The sequence below is a fragment of the Roseinatronobacter bogoriensis DSM 18756 genome (assembly GCF_004366635.1).
Lineage (GTDB): Bacteria > Pseudomonadota > Alphaproteobacteria > Rhodobacterales > Rhodobacteraceae > Roseinatronobacter > Roseinatronobacter bogoriensis.
This window is the reverse complement of the sequence record NZ_SORN01000002.1, coordinates 19,798-39,456: the sequence shown is the minus strand read 5'-3', so window position 1 is coordinate 39,456 and position 19,659 is coordinate 19,798. Positions and strand designations below refer to the sequence as shown.

Sequence of the window (19,659 nt, the reverse complement as noted above, 5' to 3'; positions counted from 1 at the left end):
CCGACCGCCAGGAAACTCAGCGGCAAATGCAGCAGGTAATGATGCAGGTCAAGCTCTTCATGTGCATGACCATAAGTGCGCGACACCCAACTGCCAAGCCCGAAAATGACAAAGCCCGCGCCTTTGGGAGGAAGGACGCGGGCTAACAGGTCGATCATTGCATGGGAGGAGCGGCGACCGACCAATCCTGTGTTACTGGCGTCACGCGTCGCTCGCCTTGCCGCGGACGATGGACTGAACCACATAGACAAGGATGGCAAACCCTATGGCCCCTGCGGCAAAAACGCCCAACAATACCAGCCAGTCAATCGGGCCGCCTATATCGCGAAACCCAGAATTCGTCATCAGCATGACGAACCAGACTGCAAGCGCGCCGCCAATCGGCATCGACAATTGTGCCAGCAGGAACTTGCGCATCGACATTGCCCGGTCACGCACCAGCACATACAGATATGCCAGCGTGATGACGGCGGCGACCAGCACCATTGCCCAGAACACGCCGCGTCCGAACATTTCCTCGAACACGGCGATGATCGTCATGAAGCTGAATTCTTCCATTCTCTCGACCTTTCTACAGACAAGATCTTATTTTCTTGCCCTAAATACTCGCGGGGGGAAGGCGGGCTTACCCGCCGGGGGGCGGCAGCCCCCTGATCCGGCCTGTTCAGGCGCGACCGCGCAACATGGCGTTATAGGTGGCTTTCAGCGCGACTTCCTTCATCAGCCAGGAAATCCACAACTCTTCAAGCGGGGCGATGACCCCCGGGAAGGACGGTGTCAGATTGTCCTGATAGTCGAATTCGACAAGCATGGCGCGGCCAATGCGGGTAATCAGCGGGCAGGATGTATAGCCATCATAGATGCGGGTGCCTTCGCGCCCGGCAATTTCGCTGACAAGGTGATCTTCGACCACTGGGATGTGGAATTTGACTGAAGCCGCTGTCTTGCCTTTTGGCACCCCGTCAATATCGCCAATACCGAACACATTGGGGTAGCGCGCATGGCGCAGGGTCTGCATATCAACCTCGATCCAGCCCTGATCGGTCCAGCGGTCGGCCCAGGACAGGCCAGAGTCGCGAATGACCTGTGGCGCGCGCTGGGGGGGGATGACATTGATGAAATCCCATCTATCCGTCACTTCGCCATCGGGGGTGGTATAGGTTGCGGTTTTTGCACCCAGATCAATCCCTTTCAGCACATGCTGGTAGCGATAGGTGATGTCGCGCTCATCCATGATCTGGCGGACGCGGTGGTGAATGACAGGCACACCGAACAGGTTTTGCGCCTGCGCATTATAAATGAATTCGCAATTGCTGCGGTTGCCTTTGGTGGTAGCGATATCTTCTGCCAGAAAGCACAGTTTGACAGGCGCACCGGCGCATTTCATCTCGGTCGCGGGGCGACCGAACATGCCGACACCCCCTTCAGAGGTGAATTTGTCCATCGCATGCCAGCTTAGTTCGGCCATCTCAGGGCTGGCGTAATGGGCTGAAATGCCATTCTCGGGGCCCACCATGCTCAGGTCAAAGCCTTCGATGGCGTCCCAGTCCAGAACAAGGCCGGTCGCCACGATCAGGTAATCGTAGTCGATCCGCTGACCACCTGTAGTGATGACGCGATTGGCGTCCGGGTCCAGCTCTGCGGCATATTCGTTGATATAGGTTACCCCATTGGGCAACCACTGTTCCGTCGTTGAAACTGCGTAATCCGCCTTGCGCAATCCCGATGCGATCAGCGTGAAACCGGGCTGATACCAATGCTGCGGACGCCCGTCCAGCACGGTGATAGACGCCCCGTCAAGGCGTTCCACAAGCCGGTTGGCAATGGCCGCGCCGCCGGCGCCGGCGCCCAGAATCAGGATCCGGGCATTGGTGCGCACAACCGATGCCTGAGCGCCCTGCCCTGCCCCAAGGGCCAGCGCGGCACCACCTGTGGCAAGGCCAAGAAACCCCCTTCGGCTGGCGGTGATCTTATCAAAACTGTCCATGCGCTCCCCCATCCAGTCAGCATACATATGTTCACAATGCAATATATGACTAATTGCATCTTTGATCCATATCAAATCCGATAGAACTTTCCCATCTGCGACAAAATAACCCGTCTGCCGCTTGATTTATTTGATGCGGATCAAAGTCAGTCGCTGTTGAACACCTAATAGTTGCCTCCAAGGGACACCAATATGCGCCCGGCTTAATAAAGGTCGAAGACCAAGGAGCGGATAATATGCGATTGACAACCAGAACCAACCTTGCGCTGCGCACGCTGATGTTCTGCGCCGTCAACAAGGATACGCTGGTGCGGAAACAGGATGTGGCCACGGCGGTCAATGCCTCTGAAAATCACCTTGCACAGGTCATCAACAAACTGGCGCAGGAAGGGTTCATCACCACCCTTCGCGGGCGCCATGGCGGGTTTCATCTGGCGCGCCCGGCAGATTGCATCAGCGTTGGGGCGGTGTTTCGTGTCTTTGAATCCAGCCTGCCCTTTATCGAGTGCTTTTCCGACAACAACACCTGCCCATTGAAAGAGCATTGCGTCATGCGCCCGCATCTTTCGCGTGCGGTGGACGCATTTTATGGGGCCTTGGATGACCTGTATGTGTCTGAACTTGTCACCTGCAATTCAGGACTGGAAGCCTTGCTGACCATAAGCGGGCCGCGCGTCCCTGCAAAATGCGGATCAAAGAGCACAGAGGGCTTTATCGCGCGGCCAATTGAGAAACTGGCCGCAGAATAAGAGTCTTTTATCACGGTCAGGCAGTTTTTGTGGCCTGAATAAAGGCGGACATCAGGGCGGCATCCTTCTCGCCCGGTGCCCGCTCTACCCCGGAGGAGACATCGACCTGCCCTGCCCCGGTCAGCCGGATTGCTTCGGATACGTTCTGAGGCGTAAGGCCGCCCGCCAGCATCCAGGGACAGGGCCATTGCCTCCCCTGTAACAAACGCCAATCAAAGCTAAGGCCATTGCCGCCGGGCAAGACTGCGTCTTTTGGCGGCTTTGCATCGACCAGAATCTGGTCGGCGACGGTCAGATATGCCTCAAGATTATCAAGGTCCGCACGATCAGCCAGACCCACCGCCTTCATCACCGGAATCCCGTAGAGCGCGCGTATTTCGGCAACGCGCGCGGGGGATTCGTGCCCGTGTAGCTGCAACATATCAATCGCAACCTGCGCGATCAGCGCATCAAGCGCTGAATCATCGGCATCAACGGTCAGCGCAACTTTCGTTACCCCTGCGGGGACGTTTGATGCCAAAGCCGCGGCCTGTTCCAGCGTAACATTCCGCGGCGAGGGTGGGAAAAAGACAAACCCCACATAATCCGCACCCGATTGCACGGCATCTGCAACGGCCTGTCCAGTGGCCAGGCCGCAGAATTTTACCTTTACCGCATCAGGCATGGGAAAAGGTCACTTCGCCTCGACCAGCGCAAGCACATCGTCCTTGCGTGTTTGCGGAGCAGCCTTCTCTGCGCGCTTGAGTTCGGCGCGCATGCTCTCTTGTTCGCGGCGCAGGCGCGCTGCTTCGGCGCGAATAGCATGTTCGCGGAACCATTCCCACACAAAGCCCAGAAGCAGGCCAACCGCGATTGCGATGCCCAGCAACACAAACAGCGGCAGCGAGAGAGACATATCTATGCCGGTCAGAGAGGCGAGCGCATCGGGCAAAAGCTGCACTGTCACCATTGACCTATTGGCGAGTGCGATTGTTACAAAGACCAGTGCCACCAATGTGGCGAAACCGTAGCGCAGATAAGCCATCATGACGCCTTATACCTCCAAGCCATTCAACCGGTCGCGCAATAGCTTTCCGGTCTTGAAAAAGGGAACCGCCTTGGCCTCGACCTCGACACTTTCGCCGGTGCGGGGATTGCGCCCGGTACGCGCATCCCGTTTCTTGACGGAAAACGCCCCAAAACCACGCAACTCGACGCGTTCACCACGTGCAAGTGCTTCGGTAATCTCGCCAAAGACAGTGTTTACGATCCGCTCGACATCGCGTTGATATAGATGCGGGTTCTCGTCTGCAATTATCTGGATCAGTTCAGATCGGATCATTTCGGTTAACCCCCCGGTCTCGTGCGGCAACCCTTTGCGGGTCATGCCTTATTGTAAGCGAACTATATGCGGAATCGTTTGGCGAAGGAACACTGAAAAACCGGCATAATCCCTCGGAGGCGGGAATCTTGTCAAAACAGCCGCCCACATAAAAAATCCCCGGCAAAAGCCGGGGATTTTCAGAACATTTTGACTGCAGTCCAGCGTCAGTTGCGGTCTTTCAGGGCTGCGCCCAGAATATCGCCGAGGCTGGCGCCTGCATCGGATGACCCATACTGCTCGACTGCTTCTTTCTCTTCGGCAATCTCGCGGGCCTTGATCGAAAGACCAAGACGACGTGTCTTGCTGTCTACCGAAGTGACGCGCGCATCGATCTTGTCGCCAACCTGGAAACGCTCGGGGCGCTGGTCGGCACGGTCGCGTGCAAGGTCAGAGCGACGGATGAAGCTCTTCATGTTGTTATACTCGACCTCGATCCCGCCATCTTCGATAGCAGTCACGGCACAGGTGACGATTGCGCCACGCTTCACGCCTTCAACAGCATCCGAGAAGTTGTCATTCTCAAGCGCCTTGATCGACAGCGAAATACGCTCGCGCTCGATATCGACTTCGGAAACAACCGCATTGACCATGTCGCCCTTGCGGAAATCTGCGATGGCTTCTTCGCCGCGCTGGTCCCAGCTGATGTCGGACAGGTGAACCATGCCGTCGATGTCGCCTTCCAGACCAATGAACAGACCGAATTCGGTGATGTTCTTGATCTCGCCCTCGATCTGGGTGCCGACCGGGTTGGTTTCGGCAAAGACTTCCCAAGGGTTGCGCATGGTCTGCTTGAGCCCCAGAGACACGCGGCGCTTGGCACCGTCGATTTCCAGAACCATGACATCCACCTCTTGCGAGGTTGACACGATCTTGCCGGGGTGAACGTTCTTCTTGGTCCAGCTCATTTCCGAGACATGGACCAGACCCTCGACACCGGCTTCCAGTTCGACGAACGCGCCGTAATCGGTGATGTTGGTCACGCGCCCCTTGTGCACTGTGCCCAGGGCGTATTGCGATGCAACGGAATCCCACGGGTCGGCCTGAAGCTGCTTGATGCCAAGGCTGATGCGGTGGGTGTCCTTGTTGATCTTGATGACCTGCACCTTGATCGTTTCACCAATGGTGACGACTTCGGACGGGTGGTTGACGCGGCGCCATGCCATGTCAGTGACGTGCAACAGCCCGTCAACACCGCCCAGATCGACGAATGCACCATATTCGGTGATGTTCTTGACGACGCCATCGACAACCTGACCTTCGGCCAGTTGTGCGATAACTTCTGCACGCTGTTCGGCGCGGGATTCTTCCAGAATGGCGCGGCGCGACACAACGATATTTCCGCGACGACGGTCCATTTTCAGAATCTGGAACGGCTGCTTCAGACCCATCAGCGGGCCAGCGTCGCGCACGGGGCGCACATCGACCTGAGAGCCGGGCAGGAAGGCCACAGCGCCACCAAGATCGACCGTGAAGCCACCCTTGACGCGGCCAAAGATCGCACCCTCAACGCGGGTTTCGTCAGCATAGGCTTTTTCCAGACGGTCCCAAGCGGCTTCGCGGCGGGCCTTCTCGCGGCTGACGACAGCTTCGCCGCGCGCGTTCTCGACACGCTCAAGAAAAACTTCGACTTCGTCGCCGACGGCCACCTGCGGCGTTTCACCGGGATTTGCGAATTCTTTCAGATCGACGCGGCCTTCCATCTTGTAGCCGACATCGATGATGGCCTGGCCTGCCTCGATGGCGATAACCTTGCCGGTGACAACGCTGCCCTCATCGGGGGTGTCCATCTCGAGGCTCTCATTGAGCATTGCCTCGAATTCTTCCATGGTTGCTTTAGCGCACATTCAGTTCTGCATCCTTTACATTCATGTTTCTGGCCGAGCGGTTGCCTCCGCCGGTCTTTGGTTTCGGGTTCAACAAGCAGGCAAACACCACGCGAGAGGAGCAACAAACACAAAGGGTCGCAGCTTGCGCCCGACCCTGCTCATCCCGATCATGTGGCCTCAACCTCTTCTTGATTGGCTGCTCTATAGGCGTGCATGGCGCGTCTGACAAGCGATATTGGCAATTTTTGCGGCCAGATCGGGTGTATTTCGCCGATCTGGCCGTAATGATACCGTCATTTTCCTGTTCAGGCCGCGACGCGTGGCACTGTCTGCGCCGTGGTGCCGGTGACCAGCGCTTCATGCAAAAGCTTGACCGCATCATCCATGCTGTCGCGCGCGACAAGAAACTGCACCTCAACGCGGCGCAATCCCTGTTGCGCGGCCAGCGGACGCACACCACCGGATTCCAGCGCGTCCAGCCCCCGTGCCAGAACCGACACTTCGGTCAGGTCTGACCCGATCACGGACACCATCGCCATCGGGCGGGTGTTGATTTCGGCATTGGGGTAGGATTTCAGAATCTCACCCTCTGCCCTGCGGATCGCCTTGAAAGAGCCGGAAAGGTAATGCGTGATCGTATTGGCATTGGAATGCTTTGACACGATCCAGACGTTATGGCGTGTTAGCGCATCCAGAATGCAGGAGTCATAGCCCTTCACCCCCACCATATCAGGCTCGTGCACCTCGAACGCGTGAATGGCAAGGCCTGTCACCATCTCGACGCGGCCAGAAGAACCGCCCTCGGGGCCGATCAGCGTGCCGGGGTCTTCGGGCTCGAACGCGTGCTTTACGCGCAATGGCACATCAGCGCGGCGCAACACGCGCGCGGCATTGGGGTGGATCGCCTCCATGCCCATATTCGACAGTTGATCTGCCACATCGTAACTGGTGCGCCCGATCTTGACAGTATTTTCAACGCCAACAATGCGAGGGTCTGCCGACGACAGGTGGAATTCCTTGTGAATGATCGCCTCGGATGCGCCCGTCTGGGCGGCCAGATGCGCAAACACCACTTCGGAATAGCCGCGATCATATTCATTCATCAAACCGGAAGCACAATGCGCATAGCCTGTGACAATCGGCATCTCTGTCGTCAGGTCGATGCCGGACATGGCCTGGTCCAGACGATCCGCCAAGGACGGATTATTCTCGTCGCGCCAGCCAGACAGATCAACAAACCGCGCATTCACGCCGCGACGTTGCAACAGCAGTGTAGTGACAAAGGCGGAATGCGCCTCTCCCATACCGGAAAGCAGTTCGCGCACAGTCTGCATTTGCTGAGAGATGCGGAAATGGCCGTAAGAGCCAAGGCGCTGAAGGTCCAGCAGGCAGGCCCGCGTCCCCTCTATCCGGTCGCGCACGAAGGCATCGGCGCGTTCGCGGTCTGCATCATGTTCCAGAATCTCGCCGTGAATTTCGCACATTTTCGCGGCTGTATCCTTGAGGCTGTCTTGCCAGCCAGACCCGCCATCGTCAGCAGCAAAGCGCGCAAACACACCCGGTGACCCGGTTTTCTTGTGCTCCAGCAGCATATTGGTGATCCCGCCAAAGGCCGAGACAACAAAGACGCGGTTATAGATTGCGCCTTTCTTGCGTGACCCAACATATAGCGTGTCGACCAGTTCGCGCGCGCGGCTCATGCAGGTGCCGCCGATTTTCTCAACAGTATGTGTCATTTCAAGCTTGGGCAGGTGGCTTTTCACCCCTGCCCGCCCTTTGATCAGGAAGTTTCCAAAGCGTAAGATCCATCAGCCTGATGCACTTCCTTGCCAGTGACAGGCGGATTGAAGCAGCAGGCAAACACCATCTCGGTGCGGCAACGCAATGTGTGTTTGTCATGCAGGTTCAGCGCATACATCACACCGGGGCGCAATTCATGGACCGTGCCGGTGGCAAGGTCTTCGATGCTGCCTTCACCCGAGATGCAATAGACGCTCTCGAAGTGGTTTTTGTAGTGAAACGTATGCTCGCTGCCTGCGGCGATCGTGGTGATATGGAAGGAAAAGCCCATTCCATCATCGGCCAGCAACATGCGGACCGATTCCCATTGCTGGTCTTTCACGCGACGATCGGTGTGTTTGACTTCGTGCAAATCTCTGACAATCATTCTGCTTACTCCGCTGCGATTTTGTGTGAGGCGCTTTGTGCCTTGACGGCAGCTTCCAGAATATCCAGCCCGCTCGCAAGCTGTTCTTGCGGAATGGTCAGGGGAGCCAGAACCTTGACGACCTCGTCATGTGCGCCCGATGTCTCGATGATCAGGCCATGCTCGAAGCATGTGGCGCAGATATCGGCGGCCATATCGCCCGATCCGACATCTATACCCTGCATCATGCCGCGCCCTTTCAGCCCCGCACCGGGAACAAGTGCGGCGATTTCCTTCAGACGCTCGGTCAGGAAGGCGGCCTTGGCCTCGGTCTGGCGCTGGAACCGGTCATCAGACCAGAACTTTTCCAACGCGACCCGCGCTGTCACAAAAGCGTGGTTGTTGCCGCGGAATGTGCCGTTATGTTCAGCCGGTTTCCACACGTCCAGATCAGGGCGGATCAGCAGGCCAGCCATGGGCAGGCCCATTCCGGACAGTGACTTGGCCAGCGGAATCAGGTCGGGCTTGATGCCCATCCCTTCGAAGCTGAAAAACGGACCCGTGCGGCCGATCCCGGCCTGAATATCATCCATAATGATCAGGGCGCCATGTTCGCGCGCGAGAGTCTGAAGCCCTTTCAGAAACGCGCTTGACGCGGCATTCAACCCGCCTTCGCCCTGAACAGGTTCGATCAGGAAAGCGGCAGGCGCATCGATTCCGCTGGAAGGATTGTCCAGCATGGCGCGGATCATGGCCAGCGAATCGACACCTTCCATCGCGCCCTCATACGGCATACGCACAACGCCGCTTAGCGTGGTGCCTGCCCCGGCCCGCTTGCCCGCATTACCAGTCGCGGCGAGCGCGCCCATTGTCATGCCGTGAAAGCCATTGGTGAAGGCGATGATCGTGTCGCGGCCGGTTGTCTTGCGCGCAAGTTTCATCGCGGCCTCAACAGCATTGGTGCCGGTCGGGCCAGTGAACATGAATTTGTAATCCATGTCGCGCGGCTTCAGGATCAGGCGCTCGAACGCGTCCAGAAACTCCGCCTTGGCGTCGGTGTGCATATCCAGACCATGGGTCACGCCATCACGCGTAATGTGCGCAATCAGTGCTTCCTTCATGTCGGGGTCGTTATGGCCGTAATTCAACGACGAACAACCTGCCAGAAAATCCGTGTAGTTGCGCCCGTCGGAATCGGTCAGCGTTGCGTTCTGCGCCTTTGAGAAACTGACAGGAAATGCCCGGCAATAGCTGCGGGCCTGCGATTCGCGACGCGTGTAGATATCGGTATGTGTACCAAGTGTCATGGCTATGAGCCTTTCGATAATTTCGGGAAAATGAAGCCGGGCTGTCAGCGCATCAGGCGACAGAGCGCAGCTTCTTGCGTGGCAACGAGATGGTCACCAGATGTTCTGTGGCGTGTTGGCCGTCCAGATGTTCGTCGCGCTTGTAATGCGGCGCGTCGGACAATTCGCCCCCCATGTCACGTGCAAAGCTTTTGAACAGCCCCCAGGATGCGGCATTGCTTTTGGTGATCGTGGTTTCCAGCTTGGACACCTGCGCGCACTCTGGACGGTCCAGAAGCGCATTCAGCATGCGCTTGCCCAGCCCCAGCCCGCGCGCATCATCATGCACCGCGACCTGCCAGACAAAGATCGTATCAGGGCTTTGTGGCGGGATATGACCCGACACCCAGCCCAGCAACTTGCCATCACGCACCGCTGCCACGCATGTATCGGCGAAGTGATCGCACTGGACCACATTCATATACATCGAATTCTGATCAAGCGGTGGACACTCGGAAACCAGCTTCCACACCTCTGATCCATCCGCTTTCGATGGCTTGCGCAGCGTCAGCGCGCCTCTCGGGTTTGTATGCAGTGTCAGATTTTGTTTTGACATGTAAACTCTTTTCCGCTGTCCGTTCCGTGAGCATTCTATATAAGGAAGCCGCATTATATTTCAACACAAAGTATTTTCGTATCCAATTTGACACTTTTTTCCTTTATTTTCAGATGTTAATGCGGAGGAATCCAAGCAAAAACACTTCTACGTGAAAAATATAATTCGCCCTAAAACTGTTTAGCATTGCAAAACATGTGATCAAATTTACGCTGCTGACGCTTGCCTTTTCACCGTTCAGACGCCAATGTAACTTTGAGATGACAAAATATCGACGGACACCGTGTTAGACCGCTCCTCCGAAACACTGATCGCCCTGCGACGCATCGTGCACGCCTTGGAAGCGAATGCACGCGAGATGGCGCGCGCATCGGGGCTGACGCAGGCGCAGCTTCTTGTGCTGCATACTCTGGCCCGGAATGGGCAGGAAATGCCGCGTGACATCGCGCGCTCGCTGGGGGTGGGTCAGGCCACCATCTCGATTCAGATCGACAAGCTGGAAATGCGCGGACTTGTGCGCCGGGAACGCAGGCAAGCCGACCGTCGTGCGGTCTGGGTCATTCTGACCGAAACCGGGCGCAACTTGCTGGATCAGACGCCTGACCCGCTATATGAGCGCTTCAGTGCGCGGTTTCGTGACCTGAGTTCCTGGGAACAGGCGATGTTGATGGCGGTGACCGAACGCGTGGCGGGCATGCTTGACGCCGAAGATACGACCCCGTTGCTGCACCCGGCAGAAACGACCGAGGCGGCGGCACTTTACCCACCCGAAGCTGGCTGACACCCTGCGCCGCCATGACGCAGCGTCAACCTGCCATGCAGCTTGCAGAGCAGCGCATCACGTCGGGGCAACACTCTCGGCCCGAAACTCCTGCAAATATTGCTACGGCAGAGTGTCGAACATGTGTTGGCGCGTTTAGCCCGTCCCCCAAGCCCACTGCTTGACACGTTCTGCGAAAGGGCGGATGACTTGGGTAGTTTCTCATCGGTCACGCACCGTAACCGGGAAATACAACTCAGGGAGTTAAAAATGTTCATGAAATCACACATATCCGCGACCCGTTCCAGCCTGATGGCGGGCATTGCCGTTGCAGCCTTGACGGTATCTGGCGCTATGGCCAGCGCGGAGACCATCCGTTGGGCGCGTGTCGCTGACGCGCTGACACTGGACCCGCACAGCCAGAACGAAGGGCCAACCCATACGCTGAACCATCACATCTATGAAACGCTTGTTGGCCGCGCCATTGACGGCTCGTTGACGGCAAGTCTGGCGACGGATTGGGGAATCAGCGAAGATGACGAAAATGTCTGGGTGTTCACGATTCGCGAGGGCGTGACCTTCCATGATGGCAGCCCGATGACTGCGGAAGATGTCGTCTTCTCGCTGGACCGCGCGCGCACGCCCCCTTCGGGCATGGCCGCGCTGCATGCTGCGGTTGAGGAAGTGACTGCGGTGGATGACACAACAGTGCATGTGCGCATGTCCGGCCCCGCGCCGCTGTATGTGCAGAACCTGACCAACACCTTCATCATGTCCAAAGCATGGGCCGAGGCCAATGGCGTTGAAACCGCGCCGAATTTCGCTGCGGGCGAAGAGGCCTATTCCGTGCGCAATGCCAATGGCACCGGCCCTTATGTGCTGGTCGAGCGTGACCCCGAAGTGCGCACTGTCCTGCAAGCCTTTGACGGGCATTGGGGCGATGCGCCCGCGGTGACGGAGATCATCTACACCCCGATTGCTGAAGCCGCGACGCGCGTGGCGGCGCTGCTGTCGGGCGAAGTGGATATTGTGCAGGATGTGCCGGTGCAGGATATTGCGCGACTGGAACAGACAGATGGCGTACGCGTCGTGCGTGGCCCTGAGAACCGCAATATCTTCTTCAGCTATGACATGAGCTCGGACAGCCTTGCGTCCTCGGATGCAGAGGACAACCCCTTTGCCAAGCCAGAGGTCCGCGAGGCGATGGCGCTGGCGATTGACCGCAACGCCATCCGTCAGGTGGTGATGCGTGGCGAATCGCAGCCCTCTGCGGCCCCGCTGCCCCCCTTCGTCAATGGCTGGACCGAAGAGATGGACGCCTTTGGCGACCCTGATCTGGAGCGTGCGGCCGAATTGATGGCAGAAGCGGGCTATCCCAACGGGTTCTCAGTCCAGCTGGATTGCCCCAATGACCGCTACCTGAACGACGAATCGATCTGTCAGGCGCTGGTGGGCATGTTGGCGCGCATCGACATTCGTGTGGACCTGAACGCGCAGACCCGCTCGCTACATTTCCCGCTGATCGAGAATTGGGAAACCGATTTCTACCTGCTGGGCTGGGGCGTTCCGACATTTGACAGCCAGTATGTGTTCGACTTCCTCGTTCACACGCGCGAAGGCAGCTACGGGTCGTTCAACGGTTCGCGCTATTCGAACCCGGATCTGGATGCCAAGATCCAGTTACTTTCCACCATGACCGATCTGGAAGAGCGTGACGCGCTGATTGCGGAAATCTGGGACGAAGTGATGGAAGAGCGCATTTTCCTGAACGTGCACAACCAGGTTCTGGCCTATGCGATGCGCGACAATATCAATCTGGATGTGCATCCTGAAAACCAGCCGAAAATGACCACGGTCACTTTCGACTGATCCGGACTTGACCTGTTTGCCCGCGCGGGATACTCCGCGCGGGCATGTTTTTAGGGCAGGAGTACTGACCATTCCTGCGCCACTCCGGGAGGGGCCCGCATGACTGCATTCATTTTGCGCCGTCTGGCACAATCGGTCATTGTCATGCTGACTGTGGCCCTTGTGGCATTTGCGTTGTTTCGCTTTGTGGGCGATCCGATCGCCTCGATGGTGGGGCAGGAAACCACACTGGCCGAACGCGCGGAAATGCGCGCGGCATTGGGTCTGGATGACCCGTTTCTTGTGCAATTCTGGAATTTCATCGCCCGCGCGGTGACGGGTGATTTCGGCATTTCCTACCGTCTGCAACAGCCGGTGATGGAACTGATCCTGTCGCGCCTGCCTGCAACGCTGGAACTTGCGCTTGTCTCTGGCATCATGGCTTTTGTCTTTGGTGTCGGTTTTGGCGTCTATACGGCATTGCGGCGCGGCGGCTGGCTATCCAGCACGATCATGACGGTATCGCTGATCGGTGTGTCCTTGCCGACCTTTCTGATCGGTGTCTTGCTGATCTGGGTTTTCGCGGTCGAGTTGCAATGGCTGCCCTCTTTCGGGCGTGGAGATACGGTATATGTGGGCGACTGGTGGCGCACCGGGCTGCTGACGGAATCTGGGCGCGCCTCTCTCATCCTGCCCGCGATTACGCTGGGGCTGTATCAGATGACACTGATCATGCGCCTTGTGCGCGCCGAGATGCTGGAAGTGCTGCGCACCGATTACATCAAATTCGCCCGCGCACGCGGCCTGTCGAACCGCGCGGTGAACTTTGGTCACGCACTGAAAAACACACTGGTCCCGGTGATCACCATCACTGGTTTGCAGTTGGGCAGTATCATCGCGTTTTCGATCATTACAGAAACAGTGTTTCAATGGCCCGGTGTCGGGGCGCTGTTCATCAATTCGGTGCGGTTTGTCGATGTGCCCGTCATGGCCGCCTATCTGATGCTGATCGCGCTGGTCTTTGTGGTGATCAATCTGATCGTTGATCTGCTGTATTACGCAGTCGATCCGCGCTTGCGGGTGGACCGGGCCAATGCACGGCATTGAGGGGAATTAGCCATGAGTGACATCTTCAAAAAGCCGGAACCGGGGCGCTTCGCCCGCGCCTGGGACAGCGACATCGCCTATTCCTTTCGAAAATCGCCGCTTGCGATTGTGGCCGCGACTGTATCGCTGCTGATCATTCTGGCGGCCATCTTCGCGCCCTGGATTGCGCCACATGACCCGTTCAACCCGGCCACGCTGAACCTGATGGACGGGTTTACCCCACCGATGGAGCCGAACCAGTTTACCGGCAACACCTATTGGCTGGGCACTGACAACCAAGGGCGTGATGTCTTTTCGACCATCCTGTACGGGGCGCGGATTTCGCTTTTCGTGGGCTTTATGGCGGTCGCCTTCGCAATGGTGCTGGGCATCACGCTGGGGCTGATCGCAGGCTATCGCGGCGGCTGGGTTGACAGCCTGCTGATGCGGGTGGCCGATGTGCAGCTGACCTTCCCTTCCATCCTGCTGGCATTGCTGATTTTCGGTGTGGCGCGTGGTTTCATCCCGCCCGCCTACCGCGAAGCGATGGCGATCTGGGTGCTGATCGTGGCGATTGGCCTGTCGGAATGGGTACAATATGCGCGTGTTGTGCGCGGGGCCACGATGGTCGAGAAATCCAAGGAATATGTGCAGGCCGCCCGCGTGATTGGTGCGCATCCAGCCAAAATTCTCGTGCGCCACATCCTGCCCAATGTGATGGGGCCCGTGTTGGTGATTGCCACAATCGGCCTTGCGCTGGCGATCATTGCAGAAGCGACGCTTTCGTTTCTTGGGGTGGGTGTCCCCTCTACCCAACCCAGCCTTGGCACGCTGATCCGCATCGGACAGGGCTTTCTGTTTTCGGGCGAGTGGTGGATATTGCTGTTCCCCTCGCTGACGCTGCTGGCGCTGGCGCTGTCGGTCAACCTGTTGGGTGACTGGCTGCGCGATGCCCTGAACCCGAGGTTGCGCTGATGGCTGCTCCGCTTCTTTCCGTTCGTGATCTGATCGTCGAATTTCCGACACGGCGCGGCACATTGCGCGCACTGGACCGGGTGTCTTTCGACATTGCCGAGGGCGAAGTTCTGGGCATGGTCGGCGAATCCGGCGCGGGTAAATCGCTGACCGGTGCCGCGATCATTGGCCTGCTGGAACCGCCGGGGCGGATTGCGGGCGGTGAAATCTGGCTGCGTGGAGAGCGGATTGACAATCTGCCGCGCGAGAAAATGCGCCGTGTCCGGGGACGACGGATCGGCATGGTGTTTCAGGACCCGCTGACCAGCCTTAACCCGCTTTACACTGTGGCCGAGCAACTGATCGAGACGATCCGCACGCATATGGATTTGTCCGAAAAGGAGGCGCGCGCGCGTGCCGTTGGCTTGCTGGACCGCGTAGGCATCCCGGCGGCGGCGCGACGGATTGACGATTACCCGCATCATTTCTCTGGCGGGATGCGCCAACGTGTGGTGATTGCGCTGGCTTTGGCAGCCGAGCCAGAACTGGTCATTGCGGATGAGCCAACCACCGCGCTGGATGTGTCGGTACAGGCGCAGATCATTGATGTGCTGAAGGAAATCTGCGCCGAGCGGGGCGCGTCGGTCATGCTGATCACGCATGATATGGGCGTGATTGCTGAAACAGCAGACCGCGTCGCTGTGCTCTATGCCGGGCGGCTGGCCGAGATTGGTCCGGTGCGCGATGTCATTCAGGCCGCCGAGCACCCCTATACAGCCGGGCTGATGGGGTCGATCCCGACGCTGACCCAGACCGCAGAGCGGTTGACGCAGATCCCCGGTTCCATGCCGCGTCTGAACGCAATCCCGCAGGGCTGCGCATTCAACCCGCGCTGCCCCAAGGTCTTTGAGCGATGCTACCGCGACCAACCCAACCTGATTGCGCGCGCCGATGGGCGGCATGTGTCATGCTGGCTGTATGACGCGCAGGAAAAAGAGGTGTCACATGGCTGATGTGCTTCTATCGGTCGAAGGGCTGACGCGCCGGTTTGATGTCTCTAAACCCTGGCTGAACCGCGTGATCGAGCGCGAGGAACGGCAGTTTCTCACAGCGTCAGAGAATGTCAGTTTCGAGATCAAGCGCGGCGAAACTTTTGCGCTGGTGGGCGAATCCGGGTCGGGGAAATCGACCATTGCCAAGATGATCGTGGGCTTGCTGGAGCCATCGGCAGGCGTGATCCGCTTTGACGGGCAGCAAATGGATTTCGCATCGGGTGCTGCGATGCGCACGCTGCGCCGCCGCTTCCAGATGATCTTTCAGGACCCGTTTGCCAGCCTGAACCCGCGTTGGCGGGTGGAAGATATCATTGCCGAACCCATCCGCACCTTCGGGTTGCTGCGGGGGGCGGAGATCAGCAAGGAGGTCGGGCGGCTGCTGGATCTGGTCGGGCTGTCGGCGGCTGATGGCGCGAAGTTTCCGCATGAATTCTCTGGCGGGCAGCGCCAGCGGATCGCGATTGCGCGGGCCTTGTCGTCCAAGCCCGAATTCATTGTCTGCGACGAACCCACTTCTGCGCTGGATGTGTCAGTGCAGGCGCAGATCCTGAATCTGATGCGTGATTTGCAGGATGAATTCGGCCTGACCTATCTGCTGATCAGCCACGATTTGAGCGTGGTGCGCCATATGGCCAACCGCATCGGTGTGCTGTATCTGGGTCGGCTGGTCGAAGTGGCGGAGTCCAAGCGGCTGTTCACTGATCCGCAACACCCCTATACGCGCATGTTGCTGGATGCAGTGCCCGATCTGGCGCTGTCGGGCCGCAGGCGTATGCCAGTCACGGGTGAAATACCCAATCCGATCAACCCGCCATCGGGCTGCACCTTTCACCCGCGCTGCCCCAAGGTGATGGATATCTGCAAGGCCAGTAACCCGCCCGACTATCCAACCAGCACAGGCACCGCCGCCTGTCATCTGCTTGCGCCCCAAGAGGTGGCATCTACGGGGCGCTAATGCTCTGTGTGTGACGCTGGGCGTCGGTATGCGTGTCGAAGGTCCGCTTTGTGGAGCTTTGCAAACGGTGGAATAAACTCCAGGCGCGGAATCAAGGCGCAAAGCGCCGCCGCGCATCGCCGGGCCGCCCCCACGGCACGGCGATTTGGCTGCCACCAGCGCAATCATCTGATCTCGCAGGGACTTGGTCAGCATAAAGCGCTATAGATCAACTGTGGATCGCTGCACCGCGGCCCGACGCTGCGCGGCTAGGTGCAAGCGTCTAGCGCCCGTAAACCCGCCTTCAGAAAACATCCGATCAAGGGCGTATCCCCCTGCCACGCTCAGGTCTGGCGGTTCAGCTCAACCCAACGCTCTTGATCTGGGTCAATGCATCTCGGCCCTGCATCGGCGATGCTTGCCACAAAGAAAATGCGCCTGTGGCACAGCTGTCTGGTTGGTGCCAACGCAGAATAGTGCGGGCGCCATATACACCTAAGAATGGAACAAATCCTCGCACATGCCCCGGTTTTCCTACCCAATCCCCGCATCATCCGAAATCACCCCCCGGTCAGATTTCCTGAACCGGCGCCAGTTATTGACGGCGATGGGCGCAGGGCTGCTGGCCTATGCCACACCGGGGCGCAGCCAGTCCTTGCCAGAAGTTGTACCGGGGCCATTTTCGACCGATGAAGCGCTGACTTCCTTTGATGTTGCAACGGGTTATTGCAATTTCTTCGAGTTTGGTCCTGCCAAGGATGACCCCGCGCAACACGCACATGCGCTGCAAACAGACCCTTGGTCCATAGAGATTGACGGGCTTGTTGACCGCCCCGGCCCGATTGCGATGGAAGACCTGCTTGCCCGCTTTCCCATCGAGGAACGCATCTACCGGCTGCGCTGCGTGGAGGCATGGTCCATGGTCATCCCGTGGAATGGCTTTGCTCTGGCGGACCTGCTGGCCCATGTTGGTGTAAAATCCGACGCGCGGTATGTGCGGTTTGAAGCCTTTGACGACACCTCGATCATGCCGCGCGCGGCGCAAGGCCTGCTGGACTGGCCCTATGTCGAGGCGTTGCGTCTGGATGAGGCGGTGCATCCGCTGACCATTCTTGCCGTTGGCATGTATGGAGAGGTGATGCCCAACCAGAACGGCGCGCCGATCCGGCTGGTGGTGCCGTGGAAATACGGGTTCAAATCCATTAAGTCGATCAAGCGCATCTCGCTGCTGGCCGAGCGGCCCATGCCCACATGGCATGAAAAGTCACCCCGGGAATACGGGTTCTATGCCAATGTGAACCCCACTGTCCGCCACCCGCGCTGGCATCAGGCGACCGAGCGCAGACTGCATGACGGAAACCGTATTCGCACCGAAATGTTCAATGGTTACGAAGAGTTGGTTGCCGATCTTTACGCCGGAATGGATCTGGAAACACATTACTGATGCAAGCCAGCCGCATGACATCCGTGATCCGCTGGGGGCTTTGGGGCGCATGTGGCGTGCCGGGCCTGTTCCTGATCTGGCACTGGCAGACAGGCCAATTGGGCGTTGTCCCGCATGAGGTCATGTTGCACCGCACAGGGCGATATGCGCTGTTGTTCCTGATGGCCACACTTGCCCTAGGGTTTATTCAGGCATTCATTTCATGGCGCCCGTTATACGCCGCGCGCCGCCCTTTGGGGGTCTGGACGTTTCTATATGCGTGCGGACATGCGATGACCTGGTTGTTTCTGGATCAGGGGGGTATCTGGGAATTCGCCCTGGCCGAAATGCGCGAGATGTTGCATGTGAAGCTGGGCATTGCCGGGCTGCTGCTCATGCTGCCGCTTGCCCTCACATCGGTCGATATTGCCCCGCGCCTGCTGGGGTTCAAGCTGTGGAAAAAACTGCATCTGTTGGTCTGGCCCGCAGCGATTGTGGTGATAGCGCATACTTGGGTTGTGTCGCGGTTTCAAAGCCCGCTGGTTGTAGTGCTGACTTTGGTCATCCTCTTTCTGCTGGCCTCTCGCCTCTATGCGGCACGCGCGCAGTCCAAGGCCAAAACCTGAGGGTTAAGGCGCGCAATTTCGATGATGGCGCAGCGTCAAAGCGCGCGGATCAGGGAATCTATGCGCGCGGCTTCCTGTGCCATACCCCAAGGCGGGTTGATCACCACAAGCCCAGAGCCGGTCATGCGATGCCCTTCGCGCACGGGTGGGAATGCGGTTTCATAGCATTCTACATCGGGGTGGTTCGCGCTGATTTGCGCCACCATCTGGCGGTGCAACCCTGCATTCAGAACGGGATACCACAGCATGATCACGCCTACATTCCATTTGCGGCGGATCGTGGTCACGAAATCCGGCAACTGCGTGTAATCTGACTTCACTTCATAGGAAGGGTCGATCATCAGCACCCCCCTGCGCGGCGTGGGCGGGCAGATCGCCTGGGCCAGTTCAAACCCATCGCGGCGCTGGACTGTCGCACCAGTTCCCGCCATCACTTGACGCAAGGCATCGTATTCCTGCGGGTGCAATTCGGCCAGGGTCAGACTGTCCTGCGCGCGCAGCAACTGGGCCGCAATCAGCGGAGAGCCGGGATAGGCCATGTCGCCATGCTGCGCACGAACCTTGGCCAGAACGCGCCCATAGGGGTGATCGGGGCCAAACGCATGGCCTGCGCGCAAGATGCCTGCGGCAGCCTCGCCGGTTTTTTGCGCCTCGCGTGCGTCCAGCGCATAAAGCCCGCGCCCTGAATGCGTTTCGATATAGCTGATCGGCTTGTCCTTGGCCGTCATGTAGTCCAGCACCCATGCCAGAAGCGCATGCTTGTGAACATCGGCCAGATTACCCGCGTGATAACTATGTTGATAGGACAGCATAGCGCTGCTTTCGCATGTGGCGTGGGCAACATCAATCGGCTTCTGGCTATGCGATGGGTGGCGCGTGTCGAGATGGACACCCCCTCGCCTTTCATGCGGGGCAGACATTTTCCGGCAAGGCTATTGCCAGCCGATCTTGAGATCGGCCCGAAACTCACACATTGCTTGGCAAAACTTGACCTCTGAAC

20 protein-coding genes are annotated in these 19,659 nt (G+C 58.4%); 9 read left to right on the top strand and 11 right to left on the bottom strand.

All coding sequences use genetic code 11. The features are described 5' to 3' along the window. Positions 1-201: 201 nt before the first annotated feature. Positions 202-558 carry a DUF5368 domain-containing protein gene (locus EV660_RS04885; protein ID WP_071480641.1) on the bottom strand — a complete coding sequence of 119 codons (357 nt, stop codon included), beginning with the start codon at positions 556-558 and terminating at the stop codon, positions 202-204. Between the two features lie 106 nt (positions 559-664). Beyond that, complete coding sequence (locus EV660_RS04880; RefSeq protein ID WP_071482093.1) at positions 665-1,987, bottom strand: NAD(P)/FAD-dependent oxidoreductase; 1,323 nt, start codon at positions 1,985-1,987, stop codon at positions 665-667. A gap of 236 nt (positions 1,988-2,223) precedes the next feature. On the opposite strand from EV660_RS04880, the gene EV660_RS04875 reads away from it, so the two are divergent. After that, complete coding sequence (locus EV660_RS04875) at positions 2,224-2,736, top strand: RrF2 family transcriptional regulator (RefSeq protein ID WP_071480640.1); 513 nt, start codon at positions 2,224-2,226, stop codon at positions 2,734-2,736. A 16-nt stretch (positions 2,737-2,752) separates the two neighbouring features. On the opposite strand, the gene EV660_RS04870 is transcribed toward EV660_RS04875, so the two are convergent. From EV660_RS04870 to ectA, 8 genes are all read right to left on the bottom strand, one after another. Then, the gene (locus EV660_RS04870; RefSeq protein WP_071480639.1) at positions 2,753-3,400 is read right to left on the bottom strand and encodes a phosphoribosylanthranilate isomerase; all 648 of its coding nucleotides are present in this window, start codon (positions 3,398-3,400) and stop codon (positions 2,753-2,755) included. Between the two features lie 9 nt (positions 3,401-3,409). Next, the gene (locus tag EV660_RS04865) at positions 3,410-3,763 is read right to left on the bottom strand and encodes a lipopolysaccharide assembly protein LapA domain-containing protein (protein WP_232727269.1); all 354 of its coding nucleotides are present in this window, start codon (positions 3,761-3,763) and stop codon (positions 3,410-3,412) included. Positions 3,764-3,769: 6 nt separating this feature from the next. Further along, the gene (ihfB, locus tag EV660_RS04860) at positions 3,770-4,057 is read right to left on the bottom strand and encodes an integration host factor subunit beta (RefSeq protein ID WP_071482091.1); all 288 of its coding nucleotides are present in this window, start codon (positions 4,055-4,057) and stop codon (positions 3,770-3,772) included. 206 nt (positions 4,058-4,263) lie between these two features. Beyond that, on the bottom strand, positions 4,264-5,943 hold the full coding sequence (gene rpsA, locus EV660_RS04855) for a 30S ribosomal protein S1 (RefSeq protein ID WP_071480638.1): 1,680 nt from the start codon (positions 5,941-5,943) through the stop codon (positions 4,264-4,266). Between the two features lie 287 nt (positions 5,944-6,230). Beyond that, entirely contained in the window at positions 6,231-7,661 is a 1,431-nt protein-coding gene (locus tag EV660_RS04850) for an aspartate kinase (protein ID WP_071482090.1), read from the bottom strand. A gap of 44 nt (positions 7,662-7,705) precedes the next feature. Beyond that, positions 7,706-8,092, bottom strand: a complete 387-nt coding sequence (locus EV660_RS04845) for an ectoine synthase (RefSeq protein ID WP_071480637.1) — start codon at positions 8,090-8,092, stop codon at positions 7,706-7,708. A gap of 5 nt (positions 8,093-8,097) precedes the next feature. Then, the gene (ectB, locus tag EV660_RS04840) at positions 8,098-9,378 is read right to left on the bottom strand and encodes a diaminobutyrate--2-oxoglutarate transaminase (RefSeq protein ID WP_071480636.1); all 1,281 of its coding nucleotides are present in this window, start codon (positions 9,376-9,378) and stop codon (positions 8,098-8,100) included. Between the two features lie 52 nt (positions 9,379-9,430). Next, positions 9,431-9,973 (bottom strand): diaminobutyrate acetyltransferase, encoded by a 543-nt coding sequence (gene ectA / locus EV660_RS04835; RefSeq protein ID WP_071480635.1) that lies wholly within the window; start codon positions 9,971-9,973, stop codon positions 9,431-9,433. 283 nt (positions 9,974-10,256) lie between these two features. On the opposite strand from ectA, the gene EV660_RS04830 reads away from it, so the two are divergent. From EV660_RS04830 to EV660_RS04795, 8 genes are all read left to right on the top strand, one after another. After that, entirely contained in the window at positions 10,257-10,754 is a 498-nt protein-coding gene (locus EV660_RS04830; RefSeq protein WP_071480634.1) for a MarR family winged helix-turn-helix transcriptional regulator, read from the top strand. Between the two features lie 255 nt (positions 10,755-11,009). Continuing rightward, entirely contained in the window at positions 11,010-12,602 is a 1,593-nt protein-coding gene (locus tag EV660_RS04825) for an ABC transporter substrate-binding protein (protein WP_084634869.1), read from the top strand. Between the two features lie 99 nt (positions 12,603-12,701). After that, positions 12,702-13,688 (top strand): ABC transporter permease, encoded by a 987-nt coding sequence (locus EV660_RS04820; protein ID WP_071480632.1) that lies wholly within the window; start codon positions 12,702-12,704, stop codon positions 13,686-13,688. A 12-nt stretch (positions 13,689-13,700) separates the two neighbouring features. After that, positions 13,701-14,642, top strand: a complete 942-nt coding sequence (locus tag EV660_RS04815; protein ID WP_071480631.1) for an ABC transporter permease — start codon at positions 13,701-13,703, stop codon at positions 14,640-14,642. Beyond that, the gene (locus tag EV660_RS04810) at positions 14,642-15,634 is read left to right on the top strand and encodes an ABC transporter ATP-binding protein (RefSeq protein WP_071480630.1); all 993 of its coding nucleotides are present in this window, start codon (positions 14,642-14,644) and stop codon (positions 15,632-15,634) included. Before EV660_RS04815 ends, EV660_RS04810 begins: the two co-directional genes overlap by 1 nt. Continuing rightward, complete coding sequence (locus tag EV660_RS04805; protein ID WP_071480629.1) at positions 15,627-16,631, top strand: ABC transporter ATP-binding protein; 1,005 nt, start codon at positions 15,627-15,629, stop codon at positions 16,629-16,631. The genes EV660_RS04810 and EV660_RS04805 overlap by 8 nt, the downstream gene beginning before the upstream one ends. Positions 16,632-17,130: 499 nt before the next feature. After that, complete coding sequence (msrP, locus tag EV660_RS04800) at positions 17,131-18,054, top strand: protein-methionine-sulfoxide reductase catalytic subunit MsrP (RefSeq protein WP_071480628.1); 924 nt, start codon at positions 17,131-17,133, stop codon at positions 18,052-18,054. Between the two features lie 14 nt (positions 18,055-18,068). Continuing rightward, on the top strand, positions 18,069-18,659 hold the full coding sequence (locus EV660_RS04795) for a protein-methionine-sulfoxide reductase heme-binding subunit MsrQ (protein WP_157798930.1): 591 nt from the start codon (positions 18,069-18,071) through the stop codon (positions 18,657-18,659). Positions 18,660-18,694: 35 nt separating this feature from the next. On the opposite strand, the gene EV660_RS04790 is transcribed toward EV660_RS04795, so the two are convergent. Beyond that, positions 18,695-19,471: a 23S rRNA (adenine(2030)-N(6))-methyltransferase RlmJ gene (locus EV660_RS04790; RefSeq protein ID WP_071480626.1), complete on the bottom strand. Its 777-nt coding sequence runs from the start codon at positions 19,469-19,471 to the stop codon at positions 18,695-18,697. Positions 19,472-19,659 lie beyond the last annotated feature (188 nt).

Excerpts from the sequence above, each read along its gene's own strand:
- EV660_RS04875 (WP_071480640.1), top strand. The coding sequence starts at position 2,224 with ATGCGATTGACAACCAGAACCAACCTTGCGCTGCGCACGCTGATGTTC.
- EV660_RS04865 (WP_232727269.1), bottom strand. The coding sequence starts at position 3,763 with ATGATGGCTTATCTGCGCTACGGTTTCGCCACATTGGTGGCACTGGTC.
- ihfB (WP_071482091.1), bottom strand. The coding sequence starts at position 4,057 with ATGATCCGATCTGAACTGATCCAGATAATTGCAGACGAGAACCCGCAT.
- EV660_RS04810 (WP_071480630.1), top strand. The coding sequence starts at position 14,642 with ATGGCTGCTCCGCTTCTTTCCGTTCGTGATCTGATCGTCGAATTTCCG.
- EV660_RS04885 (WP_071480641.1), bottom strand. The coding sequence starts at position 558 with ATGGAAGAATTCAGCTTCATGACGATCATCGCCGTGTTCGAGGAAATG.
- ectB (WP_071480636.1), bottom strand. The coding sequence starts at position 9,378 with ATGACACTTGGTACACATACCGATATCTACACGCGTCGCGAATCGCAG.
- EV660_RS04820 (WP_071480632.1), top strand. The coding sequence starts at position 12,702 with ATGACTGCATTCATTTTGCGCCGTCTGGCACAATCGGTCATTGTCATG.
- EV660_RS04870 (WP_071480639.1), bottom strand. The coding sequence starts at position 3,400 with ATGCCTGATGCGGTAAAGGTAAAATTCTGCGGCCTGGCCACTGGACAG.
- EV660_RS04825 (WP_084634869.1), top strand. The coding sequence starts at position 11,010 with ATGAAATCACACATATCCGCGACCCGTTCCAGCCTGATGGCGGGCATT.
- rpsA (WP_071480638.1), bottom strand. The coding sequence starts at position 5,943 with ATGTGCGCTAAAGCAACCATGGAAGAATTCGAGGCAATGCTCAATGAG.
- msrP (WP_071480628.1), top strand. The coding sequence starts at position 17,131 with ATGCCCCGGTTTTCCTACCCAATCCCCGCATCATCCGAAATCACCCCC.
- ectA (WP_071480635.1), bottom strand. The coding sequence starts at position 9,973 with ATGTCAAAACAAAATCTGACACTGCATACAAACCCGAGAGGCGCGCTG.
- EV660_RS04815 (WP_071480631.1), top strand. The coding sequence starts at position 13,701 with ATGAGTGACATCTTCAAAAAGCCGGAACCGGGGCGCTTCGCCCGCGCC.
- EV660_RS04850 (WP_071482090.1), bottom strand. The coding sequence starts at position 7,661 with ATGACACATACTGTTGAGAAAATCGGCGGCACCTGCATGAGCCGCGCG.
- EV660_RS04880 (WP_071482093.1), bottom strand. The coding sequence starts at position 1,987 with ATGGACAGTTTTGATAAGATCACCGCCAGCCGAAGGGGGTTTCTTGGC.
- EV660_RS04845 (WP_071480637.1), bottom strand. The coding sequence starts at position 8,092 with ATGATTGTCAGAGATTTGCACGAAGTCAAACACACCGATCGTCGCGTG.
- EV660_RS04795 (WP_157798930.1), top strand. The coding sequence starts at position 18,069 with ATGACATCCGTGATCCGCTGGGGGCTTTGGGGCGCATGTGGCGTGCCG.
- EV660_RS04805 (WP_071480629.1), top strand. The coding sequence starts at position 15,627 with ATGGCTGATGTGCTTCTATCGGTCGAAGGGCTGACGCGCCGGTTTGAT.
- EV660_RS04790 (WP_071480626.1), bottom strand. The coding sequence starts at position 19,471 with ATGCTGTCCTATCAACATAGTTATCACGCGGGTAATCTGGCCGATGTT.